Source organism: Helicobacter sp. T3_23-1056 (genome assembly GCF_053654535.1).
The window spans coordinates 23,121-45,547 of the sequence record NZ_JBSIUU010000015.1 but is presented as its reverse complement, the minus strand read 5'-3'; the positions used below and the strand labels follow the sequence as shown (position 1 = coordinate 45,547).

20 protein-coding genes are annotated in these 22,427 nt (G+C 40.8%); 11 read left to right on the top strand and 9 right to left on the bottom strand.

From position 1 onward, the window contains the following. Positions 1 to 18: 18 nt before the first annotated feature. The 9 genes from ACWIUO_RS08830 to ACWIUO_RS08790 form a co-directional block, all read right to left on the bottom strand. The gene (locus ACWIUO_RS08830) at positions 19 to 1,632 is read right to left on the bottom strand and encodes a dynamin family protein (protein WP_454177533.1); all 1,614 of its coding nucleotides are present in this window, start codon (positions 1,630 to 1,632) and stop codon (positions 19 to 21) included. A gap of 1 nt (position 1,633) precedes the next feature. Continuing rightward, the gene (locus tag ACWIUO_RS08825) at positions 1,634 to 3,841 is read right to left on the bottom strand and encodes a dynamin family protein (RefSeq protein ID WP_454177532.1); all 2,208 of its coding nucleotides are present in this window, start codon (positions 3,839 to 3,841) and stop codon (positions 1,634 to 1,636) included. 12 nt (positions 3,842 to 3,853) lie between these two features. Further along, on the bottom strand, positions 3,854 to 5,521 hold the full coding sequence (locus ACWIUO_RS08820; RefSeq protein ID WP_454177531.1) for a dynamin family protein: 1,668 nt from the start codon (positions 5,519 to 5,521) through the stop codon (positions 3,854 to 3,856). A gap of 147 nt (positions 5,522 to 5,668) precedes the next feature. Next, positions 5,669 to 6,271 (bottom strand): WYL domain-containing protein, encoded by a 603-nt coding sequence (locus tag ACWIUO_RS08815; RefSeq protein WP_454177530.1) that lies wholly within the window; start codon positions 6,269 to 6,271, stop codon positions 5,669 to 5,671. An 83-nt stretch (positions 6,272 to 6,354) separates the two neighbouring features. Continuing rightward, positions 6,355 to 6,750 (bottom strand): hypothetical protein, encoded by a 396-nt coding sequence (locus ACWIUO_RS08810; protein ID WP_454177529.1) that lies wholly within the window; start codon positions 6,748 to 6,750, stop codon positions 6,355 to 6,357. A 118-nt stretch (positions 6,751 to 6,868) separates the two neighbouring features. Beyond that, positions 6,869 to 7,369 (bottom strand): chemotaxis protein CheW, encoded by a 501-nt coding sequence (locus tag ACWIUO_RS08805; protein WP_454177528.1) that lies wholly within the window; start codon positions 7,367 to 7,369, stop codon positions 6,869 to 6,871. A 1-nt stretch (position 7,370) separates the two neighbouring features. After that, positions 7,371 to 9,827, bottom strand: a complete 2,457-nt coding sequence (locus ACWIUO_RS08800; RefSeq protein ID WP_454177527.1) for a chemotaxis protein CheW — start codon at positions 9,825 to 9,827, stop codon at positions 7,371 to 7,373. Between the two features lie 347 nt (positions 9,828 to 10,174). After that, positions 10,175 to 11,191, bottom strand: coding sequence for a chemotaxis protein CheW (locus ACWIUO_RS08795; RefSeq protein ID WP_454177526.1), 1,017 nt, complete (start codon positions 11,189 to 11,191; stop codon positions 10,175 to 10,177). A gap of 116 nt (positions 11,192 to 11,307) precedes the next feature. Next, positions 11,308 to 12,333 (bottom strand): hypothetical protein, encoded by a 1,026-nt coding sequence (locus ACWIUO_RS08790; protein ID WP_454177525.1) that lies wholly within the window; start codon positions 12,331 to 12,333, stop codon positions 11,308 to 11,310. A gap of 238 nt (positions 12,334 to 12,571) precedes the next feature. Here ACWIUO_RS08790 and ACWIUO_RS08785 point away from each other — a divergent pair, with 238 nt between their 5' ends. The 11 genes from ACWIUO_RS08785 (at position 12,572) to dnaK (ending at position 22,315) form a co-directional block, all read left to right on the top strand. Continuing rightward, positions 12,572 to 13,501, top strand: a complete 930-nt coding sequence (locus ACWIUO_RS08785; protein WP_454177524.1) for a ribose-phosphate pyrophosphokinase — start codon at positions 12,572 to 12,574, stop codon at positions 13,499 to 13,501. A gap of 262 nt (positions 13,502 to 13,763) precedes the next feature. Then, complete coding sequence (locus ACWIUO_RS08780; protein WP_454177523.1) at positions 13,764 to 14,615, top strand: ATP phosphoribosyltransferase regulatory subunit; 852 nt, start codon at positions 13,764 to 13,766, stop codon at positions 14,613 to 14,615. Positions 14,616 to 14,810: 195 nt separating this feature from the next. Beyond that, positions 14,811 to 14,948: a hypothetical protein gene (locus ACWIUO_RS08775; RefSeq protein ID WP_454177522.1), complete on the top strand. Its 138-nt coding sequence runs from the start codon at positions 14,811 to 14,813 to the stop codon at positions 14,946 to 14,948. 10 nt (positions 14,949 to 14,958) lie between these two features. Next, positions 14,959 to 16,170: an adenylosuccinate synthase gene (locus tag ACWIUO_RS08770; RefSeq protein ID WP_454177521.1), complete on the top strand. Its 1,212-nt coding sequence runs from the start codon at positions 14,959 to 14,961 to the stop codon at positions 16,168 to 16,170. A gap of 114 nt (positions 16,171 to 16,284) precedes the next feature. After that, the gene (locus ACWIUO_RS08765; protein WP_454177520.1) at positions 16,285 to 16,719 is read left to right on the top strand and encodes a flagellar export protein FliJ; all 435 of its coding nucleotides are present in this window, start codon (positions 16,285 to 16,287) and stop codon (positions 16,717 to 16,719) included. Between the two features lie 14 nt (positions 16,720 to 16,733). Then, entirely contained in the window at positions 16,734 to 17,453 is a 720-nt protein-coding gene (locus ACWIUO_RS08760) for a MotE family protein (RefSeq protein ID WP_454177519.1), read from the top strand. A 134-nt stretch (positions 17,454 to 17,587) separates the two neighbouring features. Continuing rightward, positions 17,588 to 18,010 carry a hypothetical protein gene (locus tag ACWIUO_RS08755; RefSeq protein ID WP_454177518.1) on the top strand — a complete coding sequence of 141 codons (423 nt, stop codon included), beginning with the start codon at positions 17,588 to 17,590 and terminating at the stop codon, positions 18,008 to 18,010. 233 nt (positions 18,011 to 18,243) lie between these two features. Continuing rightward, positions 18,244 to 18,405, top strand: coding sequence for a hypothetical protein (locus ACWIUO_RS08750; protein ID WP_454177517.1), 162 nt, complete (start codon positions 18,244 to 18,246; stop codon positions 18,403 to 18,405). A gap of 442 nt (positions 18,406 to 18,847) precedes the next feature. After that, positions 18,848 to 19,651, top strand: a complete 804-nt coding sequence (locus ACWIUO_RS08745; RefSeq protein WP_454177516.1) for a hypothetical protein — start codon at positions 18,848 to 18,850, stop codon at positions 19,649 to 19,651. Positions 19,652 to 19,713: 62 nt separating this feature from the next. Then, positions 19,714 to 20,397, top strand: a complete 684-nt coding sequence (gene grpE, locus ACWIUO_RS08740) for a nucleotide exchange factor GrpE (protein ID WP_454177515.1) — start codon at positions 19,714 to 19,716, stop codon at positions 20,395 to 20,397. Between the two features lie 28 nt (positions 20,398 to 20,425). Beyond that, complete coding sequence (gene dnaK, locus ACWIUO_RS08735) at positions 20,426 to 22,315, top strand: molecular chaperone DnaK (RefSeq protein WP_454177514.1); 1,890 nt, start codon at positions 20,426 to 20,428, stop codon at positions 22,313 to 22,315. Positions 22,316 to 22,427: the final 112 nt, after the last annotated feature.

Below are 22,427 nucleotides of genomic sequence, written 5' to 3'. Positions count from 1 at the left end.
ATATACCAAAAGATATTTTTACATTTTTTTATTTCCTAGATTTTTAATCCGTAATCTATTAGGTATGCCAACGCTGTTAGATAGCTCATATTCACTCTCTCTTGTTTCTACTTTGTGTCGCGCTCTGAATTTCTCCGACTCCTGCTTCTGTTTCTCAAAGTCTAGTTTGAGTTGCGCGAAGAATTTCTTTGCATCCCATTCTGGGATAGAAGGCTCATCACTATCCTCGATAAACTCCTCCACTGCCAAATCAAAGTCGATTTTTATGTCGTTTTCATCGATTTGTGGCAAGTTGATTTGCAAGGTTTTGCCAAAAATTTCATCAATGACTTTTTTCATTTCAACGATGATTTTCTTTAATTCAGCGATTTTTTCCTCTGTTTCATTGCCGACTTTAAAAATGCTTTTGATTTTAGCAATGCGCTCAAAAAGCTGGCTATCATCGTCCAAATCCTCCACGCTCAAAGCTAATTCTAGCTCATTTAACGCCTTATAAATCGTTTCCTTGCGCTTCTTTTTGTGCAAGTTAGATTCCACATACATTGCATACACGCTAAAAAGTCGCTTTATTAGCATTGTTTGCAAAGTGTGGGATTGTGTCAGCAAGTCCAAAAATTCCATTAGTGAGATTTTGTCAAACTCATATTCTTCGTGCTTTATCGCGCTATATGTGCTTATGCCATCATACTCGATTCCATAGGCATTGAGTTGCTTTTTGATTTGTTCAAATACGGCTTTTCTTTGACTTGGACTTGGCACATCAGCCTTATTTAGCACGATATAGAGTTTTTTATTGCTTAAATCTAACTCGCTTAAAAAATCTATATCATCTTTTTCTATCGTGCCTTTACTATCTAGCCCGATTAGCCAAAGCATTGCATTTGCATTGTTGAGAAATTCTTGCGCGCTATATCTATCGCTATCTCTAAAGCCATCTTTTGATGGATTATATCCGGGCGTATCGATAAAGCATAGATTTTCATAGCGCGATTCAAGTGCGGTTTTTAGCACCATAAATGGCATAATCTTTTTTAGATTAAAGCCAAAGCCTTTGATAAAATCGTGGTTGATTTTGCTGTGAATCTCGCTATCTAGCTCATTTAGCTCCACTCTCACACCACTATTTGAAAACGCCACAAGTTTTGTTTTATCATTTGATAACACATAGGTGGGAATCGCCGTAGTAGGCGCGACACCGATAGGCAATCTAACATTTTCAGCCAAAATAAGCGAACTGATAAATTGACTTTTCCCCGCGCTAAATCCACCGCCCACCGCGACAACTTCTTTGCTATAAAGTTGCGATGAAGTTGAGATGACTTCTAGCTCTTTTTCTATGCTCTGCATTATGGATACTGCCTCCGCTTCATTTGAGAGGCTATCATCATTATTTGCAAACGCAAAAAATTCACCATAAAGCAGTGCCTTAAATTTCTGCAAGGCTTCATTATGCCCTTTGTCGCCCAAAAGTTTTGCCACAAGGTTATTTTTAAAGGACAAATCTGCGTTTTGTGCTACCAAATCCGCATTTTTTGCTATTTGAGATTCTAGCAACTCGCGCTTGACATAGTTAGAAAAGTCCTTATATTTGACATAGCCAAAAAATCCCATTATGTTGCTTATCACACCCATTTTATTTTACCTCTTCTAGTGTATTTTGCAAGTTTTTGTATGCTTGTAGTCGCTCTTGTTTATTTGCCAAATCATCTTTTAGTCGCGCAATCTCACTAATGATTTTGCCAAATATGCTATCGCCTAATTTTACGCCTCTTAGATTTTGCTCTATTGTCTCAGCAAAGTTTGTTATATCTTTTGTTACTTGGCTTTTAAAATCAGCGGTATAGCTCTCCACTTCCCCGATAAATCTATCCGCATCATAGCCTTGCAGTGTGCCTCGTGCGCCATTTATGGATTCTGGAATCTGTGATTCGTAGCTGATTTCTGGGTATTGTATCGTGCTAAAGGCGTCTTTTATGCTTTTGGATAAAACAATCCTATCCAAATGAATACTATCTACTTCTTTAAGCAATGTCGTAGTTATCGCCTTTTGTGCCCTTTTTTGCCATTCTTTGATAAAGTCTTTGCTCTGTGTGCTAAGTAGATGTTCTAGTTCGGTGCAAGTGTCTTTTACCGCGCCACGAATTTGCCCAGCTTTATAGGTGGTAAAATGTTCAGTTTCAGTTTTAGTGCGTCCCCAGCTCCATGGCTTATACCAAGAGCTATCATCTACTTCATAGGTTGCGCTTCCTGTGCCTTGCGCACCCTCACTTTTAGATTCTAAATCACTAAAAAATCTATCTTTTCTGTTTTTTAGATTTTCTCGCAATTCTTTGACTAGCTCATCACACAAGCCCTCATAGACTTCATTTAGCGCAAATTCTGCATTGCGTTTGGTTGCCATTAGTTCGACTTCTTGTGCTTGTAGCTTTTCTAAATCGCTTGCTTCAAGCAATTCGATTTGTTTTTTGAGTATATCTATCAAAGCGATTTGATAAGCGTCTAGTTGCTTTTGGCGTGTGCTTAAAAAATCCGCTAATCGCTCTGCTAAAATGCTCTCTTTTTGCGCTTTTAGTGAATCAAAAATGGATTTTAGTTTGTCCATATTTGCAAGTTTTGCAAAGCTACTTGCCTTTGTGCTTGGCGAAAAATCATTGGGATAATTCTCTTTTAATCGCCCTAGCGTGTAGGATTCGTCCTCATCTAAATCGCTTTCATCACGCAGAGCAAAATTTGCACAAATTGATGATGATAAGATAATATCCTCACTCATTGCTTTTTGCATAATCTTACTCTCTATCCCGCCATCGCGCAATTTTTGCGATATGCTAGATGATAGTTCACCTTGTATGAGCGATATTGCGCTATCCAAATTTGCACCTGATTTTTCTAAAATATGCCCGTGCAACTGCGAATCTGCGCGAGATGCTACAAAATAGATTTTGGTAGTGGCATTTTTATCAAGCATATCCAACAATTCCACATCACTAGCATTGAGAAACTGCCCCGCAGGGGATAGCACAAGTGCTGCATCGCATTTATCCAAAAACTCTAGCGTCCTAGCAGAGCGAGATGGCACAGGGTCATTTAGCCCGGGCGTATCGACAATTTGCACATTTTGCAAAAAGTCATTGTCTAATCGCAAAGTGATAGATTTGGTAAATGGCATAAATTTGCCACTCTCTCCCACATAATCGCTAAGTTTGGCGCGAATCGCCTCCAAATCGCCACTAAAATCTTTATTTGCCTCTAACTGCGATAGGCTAATGCCACTATTTTTGATAAGCTCATTTTGCTCATAGCAGGCAAAGAGTGCTTCTTGCGTGAGTTTAAAATCACTCTCTACAATATCTTTGGCATTTTGGCGCAGTTTTGATTCGTCAATTTGCGCTGGATTCATCACTTTTTTTAGTTCTCTCTCTTTTAGTTCGGCAAATTTTTCATTTATACATTCTTGGAGTTTAGATTCGTATTCACGCGCCTTTGTGGCAATATCATCTAAATCCTTTTGACTATAAAATTCCACGCTAAAACTAGGATTTTTGGCATATTCTAAAATCGTAAGAGACGCAGTCATAGGCGTGGCTGCTTTTGGCAAGATATTTTTGCCATTAAAAAGCAGTGCATTTAGAAACGAGCTTTTACCCGCTTTGACGCGTCCTAAAATGCCGATTTTTAGCAGTCGATTTTCGCGCTCTAATTCCGCCTTGTCCTTGCTAAAATCATCAACACTTTTTATAAAATGCTCTCTGCGGAGATTTGCGCTATTATCACGCAAAATCTCATTTGCCTCAACTATACTTTCGATTTTTTCTACTCTTTGTAAAAATTCATTAAAACTCATTTTGTGCCTCCATTATTTGAAAATATATTTTTTTGCTAGTGAATCTAGCTCACTGCTAATCGCACTTAAATCCTCAATCTCAGCATTTAGCTTATCTGCCTTTTGGGATTTTTCCTCTTGGGCTTTTTTGATTTCATCTTGTTTTTCTTTGAGTTTGGATTCAATCAAATCGCCCACAATTTCTTGCATAGCGGATATTTGGTTGCTATACGCACTGCTAACTTCTGGCGTGATAGTAGAGCGGACACTTTGCAAAATATCCATTAGCAATTTGCCCTCATCGATTTTGCGCTCTGGGGCAAATAATCGCAATAATCCCGTTACTATTGTCGCAACAATAGGAAGCCACTTTAGAGCGGGAGTCTTTGCTAATATCGAAGCACCGCTTTCTATCGCGCTAGCGACACCCTCTATCAACCCGCTATTATCTGTAACACCGACAGAAATATTGTGCAACGCCGTGTTGATACTATTTGCGACATTTTCTACCCACGCAGAATCTATATTGAGCGAGGCGACATTTAAATCTTTTAGCTCGAATTTGTAATCTGCGATTAGATTTTCGCGCATTTTGCCACCGCGCCTTGTAAATTCATTTAGCAAAGTGCTACGGACGATTTCGCTTACTTGTGCGTTTAGGCTTTGTGGATTGCTTAACGCGCTTTGTGCTATGGAGCTAATAGAGCCTTGTATCGCCTTATCCACCGCAATCATCGTGCCATCTACTGCGCTTTGAATGTCGCTAGTGATGTTTTGGGCGATATTTTGCTTTTTATTGACTATCGAATCTATGGCGTTTTGCAATTCTTTGAGTGCTTCATCTGCCTCATCTTTAGTAGATTTTAGCGATGAGATTTTGGTTTGCAAACTTGACTTTGTATCATTAAAATCAAATTTCAAAGTATCTAAATAGAGATTTTCAAAGACTTGCTCTGCGTTTATTTGCTTGATAATTTGTTGTAATACTTCGCCACGACTGCTATTATTGCCTAATAGTGCCATTTCTTTGTCATAGCCAAATTCCGCGCTTAAAATACTAGCGATTTTATTTTTCACGCCTTCAAGTGTGCTTGGGGCAACCAAATCCACCTTGCTCAAACAAAAGCTAAAATCTCTCCCTAGCGTTTGTAAGCTATCGATATGCTTTTTGATGCTCATAGCGATTGTCCCGCTCTCCGCGCTCTCTAATATGATAAAATAAATCCCGCGTTGCAAATATTCCGTAATGGCTTTATGGTGCAATTCTAGTGGCGCGTCAAATCCCGGCATATCCACCAAAATCAATGGCTCTATTGCTTGTAGCTTGGGATTGTTTAGATAAAGGCGCAGGTATTTAAACTCACCTGCGCGATTTTTTAGCGAATCTAAATTGCTAATAGCGATTTTTTCCACGCTATCATTATCTTTCACACCCTCTGCATACGATTGCCCAGCTGTGTAGCGTAGCTCGGTGGCTAGTGCAGTCTCAGGCGTAATCGCCACGCTCAAAATTTCCTCTCCCAAAAAGTCATTTAGCGCAGAGCTTTTTCCCGCGCTAAATCCGCCAACCACAGGGATAAGCAACTCCCTCTCTTTGATAGATGTGATAAGTTTTGATTTGTCCTTATCTAATCGCGCCTTTTGTGCTAGGCTATCTAGCTGTCCTAAATAATCTACAAAATTTTGCTGTGTTTGTAACATTTGAAACTCCTTAATTTTGATTTGTTACACATTTTTCTATTCCGCCGTCTTGTTTGGCAAATTTTTGGCAAATTTGCCAAAATCCAAACTTGCCAATCCCTAGTTTATAGTCATCGCGGACTATGAGTCTAAAATTGCCCCCGCATTTTACTCGCTCGTTGTGTCAGCATTTGTCGCTTTGATATACTCTAAGAGCATTTTTTGAAACCTTACTTGCAGTGTTGTCGGCTGTATGATTTGGGCGTGTGGTAGCCAGCTTTTTACGAAATTTATCACTTCATCATCAAAGGCGTATTGCATTTGCAGGGTTAGATTTGTGCGCGAATCGTGGATAATAGTGAAATTTGCCCCCAAATTTTTGCGCAAGAAATGTGTCCTAGCCTTTGGCGTGGTAAGCAGGATTTGCGCGGTTTTGGGGGTGGTGGTGAGGTAGGCGGTGGAGTTTAGGCTAGATTTTAGTAGCGTGGCGACTTTTTGGCTAGGGGTGAAGTGCTCTTTTGTGTCGATTAGATTTTGGATTTTGGATAGGGTGAAGTGCTTTAGCTTGCGCGACTCGCTCGCTAGCAGATACCAAATGCCCTGAATATGCACGAGCTTGTAGGGCTTCGCTACTCTAGGCTTTAGGCTATAAGTGAAGTGGAGTATGTGGCGATTGTCAATCGCGTCTTTGAGTGTCTCAAAAAGCTGTGTTTGGGGCTTTTCAAAATGTCCTTTGGCAATGTGCAAGGACTTCTCATCATCATCTAGCAAATCATAGACAAAAAACTCATCTAGCGTGGGATATAGTGCTTCTATCCCGCTGATAGAGGCAAATCGCTTGATATACTTGGGATTTACTCCCCCCCCCCCCCGTAATTTGCCACCATATCTAGCTGATAGATTCCGTTGTGAGATTTTAGCGGGAGGATACTAGCGATGTGGGATAAATCTCGCTGAATAGTGCGAAGCGAAGTGCCAAACTCACTCGCTAGCGTATCTGCCTTTAGAGATGCGCCACTATATAGAGACTGCAGGATAATGATAATCCTCGTGGAGAGGGAATCTTTGGCGTAGTTTTTTGTTTTTATATTTTGGGTGGATTTTGGATTTTGTGAGGGGGTGGGGTTTTTTGCGGTGTTTTGTGTGATTTTTTGTGTGGTGTTTTTTGTGATATTTTGCGTGGGGTTTTGGTAAGTTTTGGGATTTTGGTAGTTTGTAGATTTTGCAGTGGTTTTATGAAGTGAAGTCATTTTTTATGCCTTAATGCCTTATATTTGGCTTGGTTGCCTTGCTTGGATTTGGTTAATAAAAGAGAATATAACAAAAAACAGACATTCCCCCTCCACAAAATGCAAAATCTATCAAAATCTAAAAATCTTTTTTGAGTAGCACATCTACTTTTAGGATAGTGATAAGCCTATCTTCGCGCTTGCCTACGCCATCTATCATACCGCCTTGAGAATTTACCAAAGTCTCTGGCACGGGGTCGATTTCGGAGCTAGATAGGGTGATAGCTGCGGTTAGCTTGTCGATGACAAACCCTGCAAAATCATCATTTCTTTGCACGATAAGGTAGCGCGTGTCTTTGTCCTGCTTTATCGCGGGCAATCCAAATTTTAGTCGCAAATCAATCAATGGATAAACATTTCCACGCATATTAAACACGCCTAGCACATAGTTTGGAGTGCCCGGCACGCGGGTAAATTCTGTGGGTTTTATGATTTCTTTGACATTCAAAATCGGCACGGCAAATTCTTCGCTCCCCACGACAAAGCCTATAACTTGCAAGACTTCCTCTGGCTCTGCGCTATTGCTATCGCCTATGCTGACCATTTGTTTTTCTAGGATTTCTTTTACATTGTCGCTCATTTTACTCTCCTGTTGTTTCAAGGTGGATATTTCGTTTTACGACATTGACTAGATAATCTGGCGTGTATGGCTTGGTGATGTATTCTGTCATACCTGATTCTACCCCGCGCATCCTATCTGTCTTGCTAGTCCTGCTTGTAACGGCGATAAGTGGCAAGTTTTTAAATTTGTTATACTTGCGGACTTCGCTAGCGAAAGTGTAGCCGTCCATTTTTGGCATCTCAATATCCACAAGCACGGCGTCTAGGGCTTTTTCGTTGTTTTTTACGATTTCTAGCCCTTCTAAACCATTGCTAGCTTCTAGCACGGTAACGCCCAAAGTCTTTAGACATTTTTTCATTATCGCTCTATCGGTGTTGCTATCATCGATAGCTAGGACTATGTAGTCAGATGGCGAAGTCTTTACCCTTGCTTGTTGGCTTTCCTCTGCTTTTGTGGTGATATTTACTTTGACTTCTTTTGCCATATCCATCATCGCAGCCACATCGACAATAAGCGTAATCCGTCCATCACCCCTCACAGTCGCACCCGCTATGCCTTGCGTGCTTTTTAGGTAGTAGCCCAAAGATTTGATAACGACTTCTTCTTGCCCGATTAGATAATCCACAATCACGCCGATTTTTTGCTCTGCTAGGGCGATGATAACGACATAGACTTCATTTGGAGACTCTAGCACAGAATCCACTCCAAAAATATCTGTCAATCTCACGAGTGAAAGCACTTCATCGCGTAGTCTTAGCACGCTCTTGCCATCTACGGTGTAGATTTCATCTTGGGTTATGCGCACGGTCTCTTTGACAGATGAAAGAGGTATCGCATAATACTCTTCTTGCGCACCTACTAGCAATGCTTGCAAAATCGCAAGAGTTAGCGGAATCTTTAGCTTGAAAGCTGAACCCACGCCTTTTTCGGAGTCGATTTCGATGATACCATTTAGCTTTTCGACATTGGTTTTTACCACATCCATTCCCACGCCACGCCCAGAGACATTGGATACGACTTTGGCGGTAGAAAATCCGGGCTTAAAGATGATGTTAAACGCTTCTTTATCACTCATCGTATCGGCTTCTTTTTCGCTTATCACGCCTTTTTCGATAGCCTTTTGTTTTAGCATATCGACATCTAGCCCTTTTCCGTCATCGACTACCTCGATTACGATATGATTGCCCTCATTATAGGCTTTTAAATCCACTCTGCCTTGCTCTGGTTTGCCTGCGGCTTTTCTATCCTCTGGGGATTCTACGCCGTGGTCGCACGAATTGCGGATAATGTGGATAAGCGGGTCGCCTATCTCCTCTACGACTGATTTGTCTAGCTCGGTTTCCTCCCCTGTGATGACTAGCTCGATATTTTTCTTTAAATCCCGTGATAAATCCCTAACCATTCTTGGGAATTTATTAAACACTTTGCCTACGGGTTGCATTCGCGTTTTCATCACGGCAAGTTGCAAATCTGTCGTCACACTAGAAATCGAAGAAACAACTTGATTTAGCTCCTCTAAAAATTTCTCGCCATCATATCGCTCCTCGACATCGCCATAGATTTTGATTAGTCGGTTTTTGCCTAGCACTAGCTCGCCTAGCAAGTTCATAAGCAAATCAAGCCTGCGGACATCTACGCGCACGGTTTGCTCGACATTTGTTGCGACATTTTTGGCTTCTTGTTTTGCGGCGGCGGGTTTTGGTGCTGGCTTTGGCGTAGCGGGTGTGGCTGGCGTGGCTTGGGTAGCTGGCTTTGGCGTGGCTGGAGCTGGGCTAGCTTGCGTGGCGGGGCTAGCTGGGGCTTGGATAGCGGGTGCTTCTCCGCTAGCGCGTTTTTGTGCGCGAAGTTGTTTGTCCGCTTCTTGTCGTTTTTGCAAAAGTCTAGCGATTTCGGCTTCGACTTCCTCGCTACTCATATTTGAATAATCTTTGTCTGGCTCATCAGCTAGCGGATTGCTAGAATCGCTTGTGGCTTGCGTAGGTTGCGCTGGTTGGGCTTGTGTAGATTCTGGTGTTGGAGTGGCTGGCGCGCTCTGCGTGGGTGCTGCTTGGGTGGCATCGCCACTAGATTCTGCAGGGGCTGCCCCGCCTTGTGAGATGGCTTGGAGCTTTTTGACAATATCTGTGATGTCGATACCTGCATTTGCGTCTGTGCCTGCATCTCGTATGGCTTGCAAAAGGGCTTTCATCATATCGATTGAGACAAGCACCACATCCATCACATCTGGCGTGATTTTTAGCTCGCCTCTTCTTGCTTTGTTTAGGACATCTTCCATATTGTGCGTGAGCTTGGTAAGAATGTCAAAATTCAAAAACGAGCTAGAGCCTTTAATCGTGTGCGCTACGCGGAAAATACGATTTAATAGCTCCAAATCCTCTGGGTTTGATTCTAGCTCTACAAGGTCTTGGTCAAGCTGTTCTACCATCTCAAAGGCTTCGATTAGGAAGTCTTCCATTATCTCTTGCATATCGTCCATACTATACCTCGCTTTTGGATTTTGGCTTTTGGATTTTGACTTTTAGTCTATGCGGTTTAATTTTGGGGTATTCTACCAAAAAAAATTAAAAACCTACATAAACTACGATAAAAACTACGACAAAAGGCTAGCAACATTACTTGCGTTTTTTGGCTTGCATTTTTTGCTCGCACTTTTTGTCGAAAATTTATCAAAAGACTTTGTATTAAATTCGGCAAAGAAGCGTAAATATAAAAAAGATTTTGCGCTTCTTTGCGCACTAATTTTTGCACGCTAAAAGATTTTGCGCACTAAGATTTTGTTTGGCTTTGTTTGGCTTTGTTTGGCTGTGTTTGGCTGTGTTTTGGTTATTTTGATGATAGGATTTTTTTGATTTCTTCATAGAAAAGCTCTGGCTCAAATTTGACTATGTAGCCATCAGCCCCTACGATATTGCCTTTTTCCATCGTGTTTTGGTCGCATATCGATGAGTTAAACACGATAGGGATTTTAGCAAATCTTGCATCGCCTTTCATCATATTTGCAAATTGGAATCCATCGACTTTTGGCATTTCTATATCAGAGACAATGATTTTTAAATGCTCTTGCAAATTTGTGCCGTATTGTCTAAATAATAATTCCATTTTTGCTCTGCCTTCCTCGCCATCGATAGCCTCGATAATGTCAAATCCCATCGCTTTTAGATTTTGCACCACGCGCTTTCTAGCCACGCTACTATCATCTAGCACAAGCGCGATTCCGCTAAATTTCTCTTGGTCTTCCATTATTTCTATGATGTCATCAGCTTTTCTTTCATAAAAATCTAGCTCATCAATGATACTCTCTAAATCCAAAATCAGCATCGTGTAGCCATCATCGATTCTTGTCGTGCCTGTTACCCTCCCTCGCTCTGCGGTGCTAGAGATACTAAAATGCGCTGGCTCGACATTTCGCCAATTTATACGGCGGATAAGTTTGACCGCATCTACGATAAAGCCTATTTGGATATTGTTAAATTCTGCGATGATGATTTTTTGGCATTTTTGCAGTGGGGAGGCAAACGCGGGAGAATTTCTAGCAGAATTTTGACACGACAAGCACCAATTTGATGGGATTTGCTCTGTGGGCTTTATATTAAGCCATTTTGATAAATCCACCACAGGGATAATAACCCCCCTCAAATCAAACAACCCAAGCACATAATCAGGGCTTCCCGGTGCGTCAAAAATCTCTTTGGGACGCTCCATCACGGATTGGACTTTTGCGACATTTATGCCATATATCCCCTCATAGTGTTGCCCATCTCGCTCCTCAAAGATTCTAAAATCAATAAGTGCAATTTCATTAAAAGATTCCATTTGTGTCGCGCTTAATGTAGTTGCCATTTGGTTTCTCCCATTATGTTTTGTGGTTTTTGATTTTGGTAGTGGATTTTAGCGATTGATTTTGGCATTCTATCAATTTTTGGCAAGTTTTTTGTAAGTTTTATAAAATCCAAAATCTACGAAAGTATAAAAAAATCTTGATGGCAAAAAAACGATGGCAAAGAAATATAATCAATAGATTCTTTGGTGTTTTTTGTGTTTTGCAAATTTTGTCTAAAATCCGTGATTTGCGCTCTTTGCCCGATGTGAAAATGCCCTTCTATGATTCCACTGATTCCACTGATTTCGCTGATTCTGCTTTTTTTGTTTGCGTGTAGATTTTGGCTAGATTTTGCGACATTATTTATGTATTTTTGTGTGCGTTTTTTTGCAAAATCATAAAATCCATTTTGGCTAAAATCTAAGCGTTTAATGCGCTTTTTATGGACTTTGTGGCGTATAAAATCATAGATTTTGCCAAGACTAAGTATGTCTAGGATTCTAAAACCGCTTAAAATCATCGCTACATTCATAGCTCTTATGTAGATTTCATAGCCCTTGTCTATGAAAATATCGCCGTGTGCTAGCGCATAGATTTTGCCACCAAAATCAAAAAGTGCGGGTTGAGCGATTCGCGGATAGATTTTGACATTTGGCAACAATCTAGAATCTATCCCAAAATCGTGATTGCCCTCGAAATAAAAAACCTCGCATTTTTGGCTAAGAGCGTTGATTTTTTGGATAAGGTGGCGATTTTGCCTAGCAGAGCTAGGGATATGCCCGATGAATAAATCCGCAATATCGCCCATAAAAAACACTTGTGGAGGTGGCGAAATGATGAGAGAATCTAGCTTAGCTAAAAAAAGAGAATCTATGTTTTCTTGTGTGGCGTTTTTTTGCGTGGTGTTTGATTTTTTTGCGTTTATTTTTGGGGCATTTATTTTTTTGGAATTTGATTTTGCGATATTTGGCTTTGTGGCAAAATCTAAATCGTGTGTTTTATTTGCCACATTTGCCATATTTGCCACATAATCCGCACGGTAGTGAGAATCCGCGATAAACACCGCCCCTTTTTGTAGCGTTGGCAAGTCTTGCAAAAATGGCAGGTTTTGCAAATGCGATAAATGCGATAAATTTGTAGGGCAAGCGTTGAGATTGTCCATTTTCACTCTTTGTGTTAAGATTTTTTGTTTGTTAAGTGGGCTATTTTAGGCTTTTTGTGGGGATTTTTAGATTTTGTCATTTTAGCCAAAAGTCGCTAAAAATTCACAAATTTACCAAAAAGCCACGACATTTAGGCAAATTTTTTCTATAATTACGACTTTGTGTTTTTGGCTGATTTTAGATTTTCTACGCATTTAAAACCTATTTTAAAACCCATTAAAGAAAGGCTTACAAACAATGCACGGATTTAAGATTTTTAGTGGCAATGCCCACGCAGAATTTAGCAAAGAATTTGCAAAACACCTAGATGTGATGCTCTCTTCTATCAGCATAAATCGTTTTAGCGATGGCGAAATAAGCGTGCAAATCAATGAATCCGTGCGCGGCAAAGATGTCTTTATCATTCAGCCTACTTGCCCCCCTACAAATGATAATCTTATGGAATTGCTCATAATGAGCGATGCTTTTAAGCGGAGCTCGGCTAACTCGATTACGGCTGTGATTCCCTACTTTGGCTATGCTAGACAGGATAGAAAGGCAGCCCCTCGCGTGCCAATCACAGCCAAACTCGTAGCAAACCTAATCGAACAAGCAGGCATAGATAGAGTGATTACTATGGATTTGCACGCGGGGCAGATTCAAGGGTTTTTTGATATTCCTGTGGATAATCTATATGGCTCAATCGCTTTTTATGACTATGTGCGAAGCAAAGGATTTAAAAACCCCATCATCGCAAGCCCAGATGTAGGAGGCGTGCCACGGGCTAGATATTTTGCGAAGCGATTAGGCTGTGATTTAGTCATTGTCGATAAGCGCAGAGAGAGGGCAAATGAAAGCGAAGTGATGAATATCATAGGCGATGTGGAGGGGAAAAATGTCATATTAGTCGATGATATGATAGACACCGCAGGGACTATGTGCAAAGCCGCAAAAGCCCTCAAAGAAAAGGGGGCTATTTGCGTTATCGCGCTTGGCACACACGCGATTTTGAGCGGTGGAGCGATGGAAAAAATAATGCAAAGCGAGCTAGATGAAGTCGTGGTTAGCAATTCCATACCTTTGACAAAAAAATGTGATAAAATCACAAGTTTGAATGTCGCGCCGTTGTTTGCGGAGGTGGTGAGGAGGATTTATCATAATGAAAGCGTAAATTCTCTGTTTATTTAAAACGCGTTTCTTTTTGGCTATTTTTGGGGAGACGCATAACAAAAGTAGATTTTGTTATGCTTGCGTTTGGTGGCTTCGCTCGATGAATTTATACATTCTATCTCGCTTGCCACCAAAGCACAACTCCAAAAATAGCACAAAAATAAGCGCGTTTTGCAGGCTTTGTAGGCACTTACAAAAACAAAACGAGTTTATAATTCTCACAAGGCACACAAAATCTAAAAACTAAAAAACAACACAAAAAACAACATAAGGAAAAAAAGTGATTTTTGAGCACGAAATCCCAGAGGGGACAAAACTCTATTTTGGCAAATCCGCACAAATCAAACGCAAGCTAGAATCTTATGCGTGCGAAGTGTTTAGCCAAAATGGATTTGAAGAAATCGTTACGCCGTATTTTTCATATTTAGAGCACCAGCAAAATATCGGCGATAGGCGCATTATCCGTCTAAATTCTCAAAACAATCATCAAATTTCTCTGCGCTATGATTCTACGATTGACACGATACGGATTCTAACCAAAAGGCTAGGACGCGCTATCAATCATCAAAAATGGTTTTATATCCAGCCCGTGTTTAGCTACCCTACTAATGAGATTTACCAAATCGGCGCAGAATGTCTAAATCCAAGCAATTTCACCGAAGTGATAAAGCTATGTTTGCAGATTTTAGAAAAATTCTCGCTACAATCCCACCTGCAAGTAAGCAACGCTAAAATCTTGCAACTATGCCTAGCAGAAATGGGGCAAAGCATAGAATCTTTTGGCACTCTTTGCTTAGAGGAAATCACGCAAAAAGCCCCATTTATGCAAGAAATCATAAAGCTATCTAGCATAGAGGATTTGGCAGGCTATATCCCAAATGCACCGATGTTTTTGAAGCTAGAATGTGAGAGATTGCTTGAAAAGGCAAAATCTTGTGATTATCCGCGCACGCTTATTTCCCCGCTAGAGCGGACAATGGTGGCGTATTATGATGATATTGTGTATAAGGGGTTTGCGCAAAATAGCGTGCTGTTTTTGGGCGGGAAGTATAAAATCCAAGATTGTTTGTGTGGTGGGGTGGGGATATATGAGGATAATGTGATTGCAAAAATTTTACGAAATTGTAAGTGAAATTCGCCTTTGGGTAATGAATTTGTGCAATCCTTATCCCCCTGCTTTGTCTAAAAGCGTATGTCTAATACGCCTCATTTGCAGGGCAAAATGATTGCACAAAGTAATACCGCAAAATGCTAGAATTTGGATTTTTTTAAATTATGTAAAAAAAAGCAAGAAAAAGCATAAATTTTCAAACTAAGGGCAATAAATGTGCGAAGTATTTGTGATGAGAAATCGTGGTTTTTAAGCCTATGGCAAGGGAGCAACTTTTTGAGCGTATGTAGCCAAAGCCACACGCGCACAATCCGCGATTTATCGCACAAAGACAAGCATAACCAAATTTTGTAAGGAGAATCAAATGGCAGATTTAGTTGTTGGTATCCAATGGGGCGATGAAGGCAAAGGCAAAATAGTAGATGCCCTAGCAAAGGATTATGATTTTGTAGTGCGCTATCAAGGCGGGCACAATGCTGGGCACACCATAGTCGTAAATGACAAAAAATACGCCCTGCATTTAATCCCATCAGGCATAATCACCCCTCATTGCAAAAACCTAATCGGCAATGGCGTAGTCATCGACTTAGAATCCTTAATCAAAGAAATGTCGCAATTTGGCGACTTAGAGGGGCGATTATTTATCTCTGATAGAGCGCATTTGATTTTGCCATTTCATCAAGAGCGCGATATACTAAACGAAGCACAATCAAAAACCGCCATCGGCACAACAGGCAAAGGCATAGGACCAACCTACTGCGACAAAGTCGGCAGAATCGGCATTCGCGTATGCGATTTATACGATTTAGACGCGCTAGAATCTAGGCTTTTTGAGCGAAAAGATTTAGATGAGAAACAAGTAAAATCTATCATCAAATTGCTAAAATCTTGCGCGACTAAGATTTTGCCATTTATCACCGATAGCACGAACCTGCTTTGGCAAGCGCAAAGTAGCGGACAAAAGATTTTGCTAGAAGGCGCGCAGGGCAGTATGCTAGATATAGACCACGGGACTTATCCCTTTGTAACAAGCTCTACGACTATCGCTTCAGGTGCTTGCAGTGGGAGTGGCTTGCCACCAAAATCTATAAACAAAGTCATAGGCATTGCTAAGGCGTATTGCACACGCGTGGGAAATGGCGCGTTTCCTAGCGAAGAGTTTGGCGAGATAGGCGAGCTTTTGCGACAAAAAGGAGCGGAATTTGGCACGACTACGGGGAGGGCTAGGCGATGCGGGTGGTTTGACGCGGTGGCTGCAAGATATGCTTGCAAGTTAAATGGTTGTGATGAAATCGCCCTAATGAAACTAGATGTGCTAGATGGATTTGAAGAAGTCAAAGTTTGCGTAGGCTATGACTACAAAGGCAAAAAAATCGATTATGTCCCAAGCGATTTGGACAATGCAAAACCTATCTATGAGGCGTATGCGGGCTGGAAACATAGCGCAAAATCTACCAAAATCGATGAGCTAGAGCCAAATGCAAAATCCTACATAGACGCGCTTGAAAAGCTAGTGGGCGTGAAAATCTCTATCATATCCACAGGAGCGGAGCGAAAAGAGAGCATTTATCGCTAAGAGGCACTTAAAAAATATGCTACAAAAATGTGTTACAATGTTTTTTAGATTTTAGCGGATTTTAGTTTTGCTAGATTTGTGAATATGCTTGTAGATAAAACACAAAGGGCAGAGATGAAAACTCCATTTGACGCACTTGTCCTAGCGCACAAAAAACGACTAGATGCAAAAGAGTTAGAGATATTGCGAGTAAATAACCAAATCGCCGCACAATATGGCAAAATCGATGAGTTGCAAATCTCACTCTCTCAAATCACATATCAAAAAGAGGGCGATTTCGCGCTTTTTTTGCAAACAAATGCCAAGCAAAAAGCCATCATCAATGAAATCGATAGAATCCGCGCCTCTATATCCACCCTCAAAGCAAATCTAAAAACCCTAGAGCAAGAGCGCAAAACTATCTACATAGAATACGAAAAATACAAACATATAAAAGAGCAAGAGAGAGAAAAACTACTAAAAAAACTAAAAAAAGCAGAATCCAAAAACCTTGATGAAATCGCCTTATTACTTTACAACAAACCCTCTCAAAGCGAACTTTATAGCTAAAAAAGGAGCAAGTTATGAAAATGATAAAACACGCGCTGTTTTTTATACTTTGTGCTAGTGTGGCATATAGCGCGTCTGCGAATCCTCAAAACAAACAAAGCGCACAAAACACGCAAAATGCAAATGAGATTTTGCAATGCAATGCGATATTTGAAGCGCGAAAAGGCGAGATAAAAGATTCTTTGCGCGAGCTAAATGAAAAAATGCAAAATCTAGAAGTCTATCGCAACGCCACGCAAAATCTAATCGAACAAAAGCAAGCACAGCTAAAACTCCAAGAGCAAGCCCTCCAAAACAAAATCAAAGAAGCGCAAGCAAGGCAAAAACAGGCATTTGACAAAGTCGCCGCAGAAAAAAAGGCGATAGAAGAGCTAATCGCTAAAAATGAAGAGATTTTAGCCCAAATACAAAGCACTTCAGCTTCCAAAGTCGCCAAAACTTTTTCGGGTATGAAAGACTCAAAAGCTGCGCCAATCCTAGCAGAACTAGATGATGGCGAAGCTGCTGAAATCCTAACCGCGCTAACTCCTAGCGAGGCGTCTAAGATTTTGGCAAAAATGGACGCAAAACGCGCCGCAGAGCTTACCAAAGTCATCGCAAAAGGACCGCCCTATAAAAAAAGCGATGACAAAAAAGACACCACGCAACCAAATCCTATACCCGGGCAAAATCCACAAGATGAACAAGCAGATGACAAAGCGCAACTACGATTCCAAGATAACGGCGGATTTTGATTTGGCTTTATTTGGTTTATTTTTGTGTAACTTTGCTTAATTTTGCTTTGCTTATATTGATTTGACTTAGCTTTATGTAAGCTTTATTTGGTTTGATTTGATTTTATGATAAATTAGAGACCCTATTTCTATCATTGCTACGCGACTACGCGCTACTCTATTTCTGTCATTGCTGTGCGACCACGCTACACTCTATTTCTATCATTGCAAGCGCAACTTTTACCATTGCAAGAGGATTTGACAAAATCCGCGTAGCAAATCCATTCTCCACAAATCATCATACTACAAACATTTGTCATTGCTACGCATTAGATTCTGCATTTTTTGCAAAATCTAATGCGTGGCAATCCACCCCCATCGTCATTGTGAAAATTTGCGTTAGTAAATTCGTGGCAATCTACACTTGTGCCGTCATTGCGAGAAAAATCGCTAGATTTTTCGTGGCAATTCAAATATTTTTATCGATTGTTGCGGCTTTCTTAAAGCCTAGCGATGAGAAAGCAATATTAGATTCTAGTGAATCTTGTAATGATGATTTACTAGATTTTAGCGTGTGAATTGACACCATTTGTAGTGTAAAAATCGCACAACGCTAAAACGCAAAATCGCTTTTGCTAAAAAGTAATTGATAGTAATAGAGATTAGCAAAATAGGCAAGTATGAGAGATTCCAAAAGGCGTAGAAAAATAGGCTTGAAGCAATCAAAAAGATTTTAGCAAAATTTGTAAGTGTTGATTGTGTGGGGGCTAGTTTTGTCAGTGTTTGCAATAATTGAGTTTGCAAAAAAGATATGGCAAAATCTATCATAAAAACACATTATAGAATCCATCACAAAAACTATCATAAAATCTACTACAAAATCTATCGCAGAATCCATTATAAAATCTTGCAAAACTTTGGTTTTTTAGCAAATGAAAGACTATCCACACGATTGGCAAAAATGCAAAAATAAAACAAATTATGAAAAAGCATAGAATCTTCCCTTTTAAGTGATTTGTAAATGATTTGAAAGATAAACATAATCTATGGCTACTATATATCCTGCCACAAAGCAAAAAAACAATGCAGAAAAAAGCGCAAAAAAGCCAAATGCGATTGCAACAAACCAAAACATAAACCAAAAAAAACGCCAAAGTTTTAAAAACACAATAAAAAATAAAAAAAGCGTGTTTTTCATAGTTTGCTAGTATCCACATAAGAAAATCTAAATAAATATACTAAGTAAAGTTTATAGTCATACACTCATATTTTATAATTTTTAGCAATCTTTTTGCTTAAATGCTAATTTTATTTACTTTTTTGGGCTAAAATTCTCATCGCTAAAGACAAAATAGCTTTAGCAAGCCTTTTTCGTATTTTGTAAATTTCCATAGATTGATTGTGAGGACTAGCAAATGCAAAAAAAAGAATTTTTGCTTAATGAGATGATTCGCCAATATATCAAATATCAAGAGCCTATCGGCTCGGAGACGCTCAAAGTCTCGCTTGGTGTGAATATCTCTTCTGCTACGATTCGCAATTATTTTAAGATTTTGGGGCAGGAAGGCGTGATTGTGCAAACCCACATTAGCTCTGGGCGAGTGCCTACCGCTTACGCGCTAAAAGATTATTGGCGTAAAAAACTTAGCCCCAAAGATTTGCACCCCACGCTAGATTCTAGCAAGCTAGAATCTAGCTGCAAGATTTTCGCGCTATCTTGCGTGATAAAGCCAAGCGTAGCGCAAAATTTTAGCCAAAAGCTACTTCAAGTCATTGAGCTAGATGAGGCACAAACGCTTGTGTTATGTTTCAGCAAAGATAGGGTGGCGATTCCGCTTGTGGCAAATATGTCGCGTTTTTGCAAGGAATTACAAGGTATGGAGCTAGAAGACATCATAAAAATCGCAAAAGAAGTCTGCGCGACAAGCCTTTATAACGCGCTTTGCAGTTTGCAGAGTGCGCCGAAATTTTTTGGGCTAGAGTATTTGGGCGAGTTAGTTAGCTCACAGCCGCAAATCGCGCTTGAAATCTTAAATGGCGAAATGTTTAGCAGGCTTGAAAACGCGGTATTTTTCCCTGAAAAAAGCGAATATATGGTGCTAGCACACAACGCCACTTATCTAAAAAATGGCGAGGATAGCGAGGCAAAAATGCTTTGTATCGGCAAGCTAACAAAAGATTATGAGGGCTTTTATGAGGCATTAGAAAAAAGCGCGTGAAGTGGAAAATCTTTGAGAATAGGCACAGGACGCGCTTTTTATCCCAACACAAAGGAGCAACAATGAGCAAAGATTCTAATCTTGCAGATTTGGGAGAGAATCCAAATGATGCGGATTTTGAAAATGAACTAATAAACGAGTTAGAATCTAGCAATAAATTTGTAGAATCTGCAGATTCTAATAGCGCAGAATCTAGCGATTTTAGCCAGAGGCAAAAATCAAAAGAAGCACGAGAGTTTTTCAAATCAAGCGAAACAAATGATTTTAGCGATTTTGTTGATTCTAGCGATTCTGGCGATGATGAGGAGGAAAATCCTAGCGAGTTTCAAACCCAAATAAATGAATGGAAAGACAAATATTTGCGCGCTCACGCGGATTTTGAAAATGTCAAAAAGCGATTAGAGCGCGAGAAAAATCAAGCCCTAGAATACGCGTATGAAAAAATCGCCAAAGATTTATTGCCGATTGTAGATACGCTAGAGCGGGCAAAGGAAGCGGCAAAAGAGCATAGCGCGATTTTGGAGGGTATCAACCTCACGCAAGAAAATCTACTAAAAACCCTGCAAAAGCACGGCATAGAGGAGATTAGCACGAGCGGTGAGTTTGACCCAAATTTGCACGAATGTATTATGCAGGTGCAAAACGCAGAACTAAACGATGGCGACATCGCTCAAGTTTTGCAAAAGGGCTACACTTATAAAGAGCGGACTTTGCGACCAGCGATGGTGGCATTAGTCAAAAACTAAAAAACAAAACCAACACAAAGGATAACAAATGGCAAAAGTAATTGGAATAGACTTAGGGACTACAAACTCCGCAATGGCGGTATATGAAGGCACAGAGGCAAAAATCATCGCTAACAAAGAGGGCAAAAACACTACGCCCTCAATCGTGGCATTTACCGATAAGGGCGAGATTTTGGTAGGCGAGCCAGCCAAAAGGCAGGCTGTAACCAATCCTCAAAAGACGATTTACTCCATTAAGCGCATTATGGGGCTTATGCTAAATGAGGACAAGGCAAAAGAGGCGCAGAAGCGACTTCCCTATAAGATAGTCGATAGAAATGGCGCGTGCGCGGTAGAAATCGCGGATAAAACCTACACGCCACAAGAAATTAGCGCGAAGATTCTGATGAAAATCAAAGAGGACGCCGAAAGCTATCTGGGTGAGAGCGTGAGTGAAGCGGTAATCACGGTGCCAGCGTATTTTAACGACTCTCAACGAAAGGCGACAAAAGAGGCGGGCACGATTGCGGGGCTAAATGTGCTTAGAATCATAAACGAGCCCACTTCAGCCGCGCTTGCCTATGGGCTTGATAAAAAAGAGAGCGAAAAAATAATGGTGTATGACTTAGGTGGCGGGACATTTGATGTAACGGTGCTAGAAACGGGCGATAATGTCGTAGAAGTGCTTGCCACAGGTGGCGATGCGTTTTTGGGAGGCGATGACTTTGATAACCGCATAATTGATTGGGCGGCGGGAGAATTTAAAGATGAAAGTGGAATCGACATAAAAGCCGATGTGATGGCACTCCAGCGACTAAAAGACGCGGCTGAAAATGCCAAAAAGGAACTCTCAAGCGCGCAAGAGAGCGAAATCAACCTGCCTTTTATCACGGCAGATGCGAGCGGTCCAAAGCACTTTGTCAAAAAGCTCACGCGTGCGAAGTTTGAAAGCCTTATTGAGGATTTAATCGATGAGACGATTACTAAGATTGATTCTGTGATTAAAGACGCGGGGCTTAGCAAGGGCGATATAAGCGAAGTGGTAATGGTGGGCGGAAGCACGAGAATCCCAAAAGTCCAAGAGCGCGTAAAAGACTTCATCGGCAAAGAGCTAAACAAATCAGTCAATCCCGATGAAGTCGTGGCTGTGGGCGCGGCGATACAAGGTGGCGTGCTAAAAGGCGATGTCAAAGATGTGCTATTGCTTGATGTAACGCCGCTGTCGTTAGGAATCGAAACGCTTGGTGGTGTGATGACAAAAGTAATCGATAGGGGCGCGACAATCCCTACCAAAAAAACCCAGACTTTTTCCACCGCTGAAGACAACCAGCCAGCCGTAACAATCCGCGTGCTTCAAGGCGAGCGCGAACTAGCAAAAGATAATAAATTGTTAGGAAATTTTGACTTGCAGGGAATCCCGCCAGCACCGCGCGGTGTGCCTCAAATCGAAGTAACATTTGATATTGATGCAAATGGGATTTTGACCGTGAGTGCCAAAGACAAAGCAAGTGGTAAATCCCAAGAAGTCAAAATCACAGGCTCAAGCGGGCTAAGCGATAGTGAAATCGAAAAAATGGTAAAAGATGCCGAGCTACACAAAGAAGAAGACGCTAAGCGTAAAGGTGCGATAGAATCGCGCAATATGGCGGATTCGCTAGTGTATCAAACGGAAAAAACGCTAACAGAAATGAAAGACAAGCTAGAATCTAGCGATGTAGAAAAGATAAATTCTGCGCTAGAGGAGCTAAAAACCACGCTAAAAGATGAAAATGCCACAAAAGAACAAATCGATGAAAAGGTAAAAACGCTCACAGAGGCAAGCCACAAGCTAGCTGAAGCGATGTATGCAAAAGATGGCAAAAGCCAAGAGAATGCAGGTGGCGCAAATGCTAGCAAAAAAGGCAAAGATGATGATGTCATAGACGCTGAAGTGGAGTAAAAATAAGGCTAGCAAAAAATGGGGTTTGCAAGTTTTTGAGAGGCAAAATGGAGGGGCAAAATGGAGTGAAAAACAATGGATAGACAAAATGGAGGGGCAAAATCAAACAATC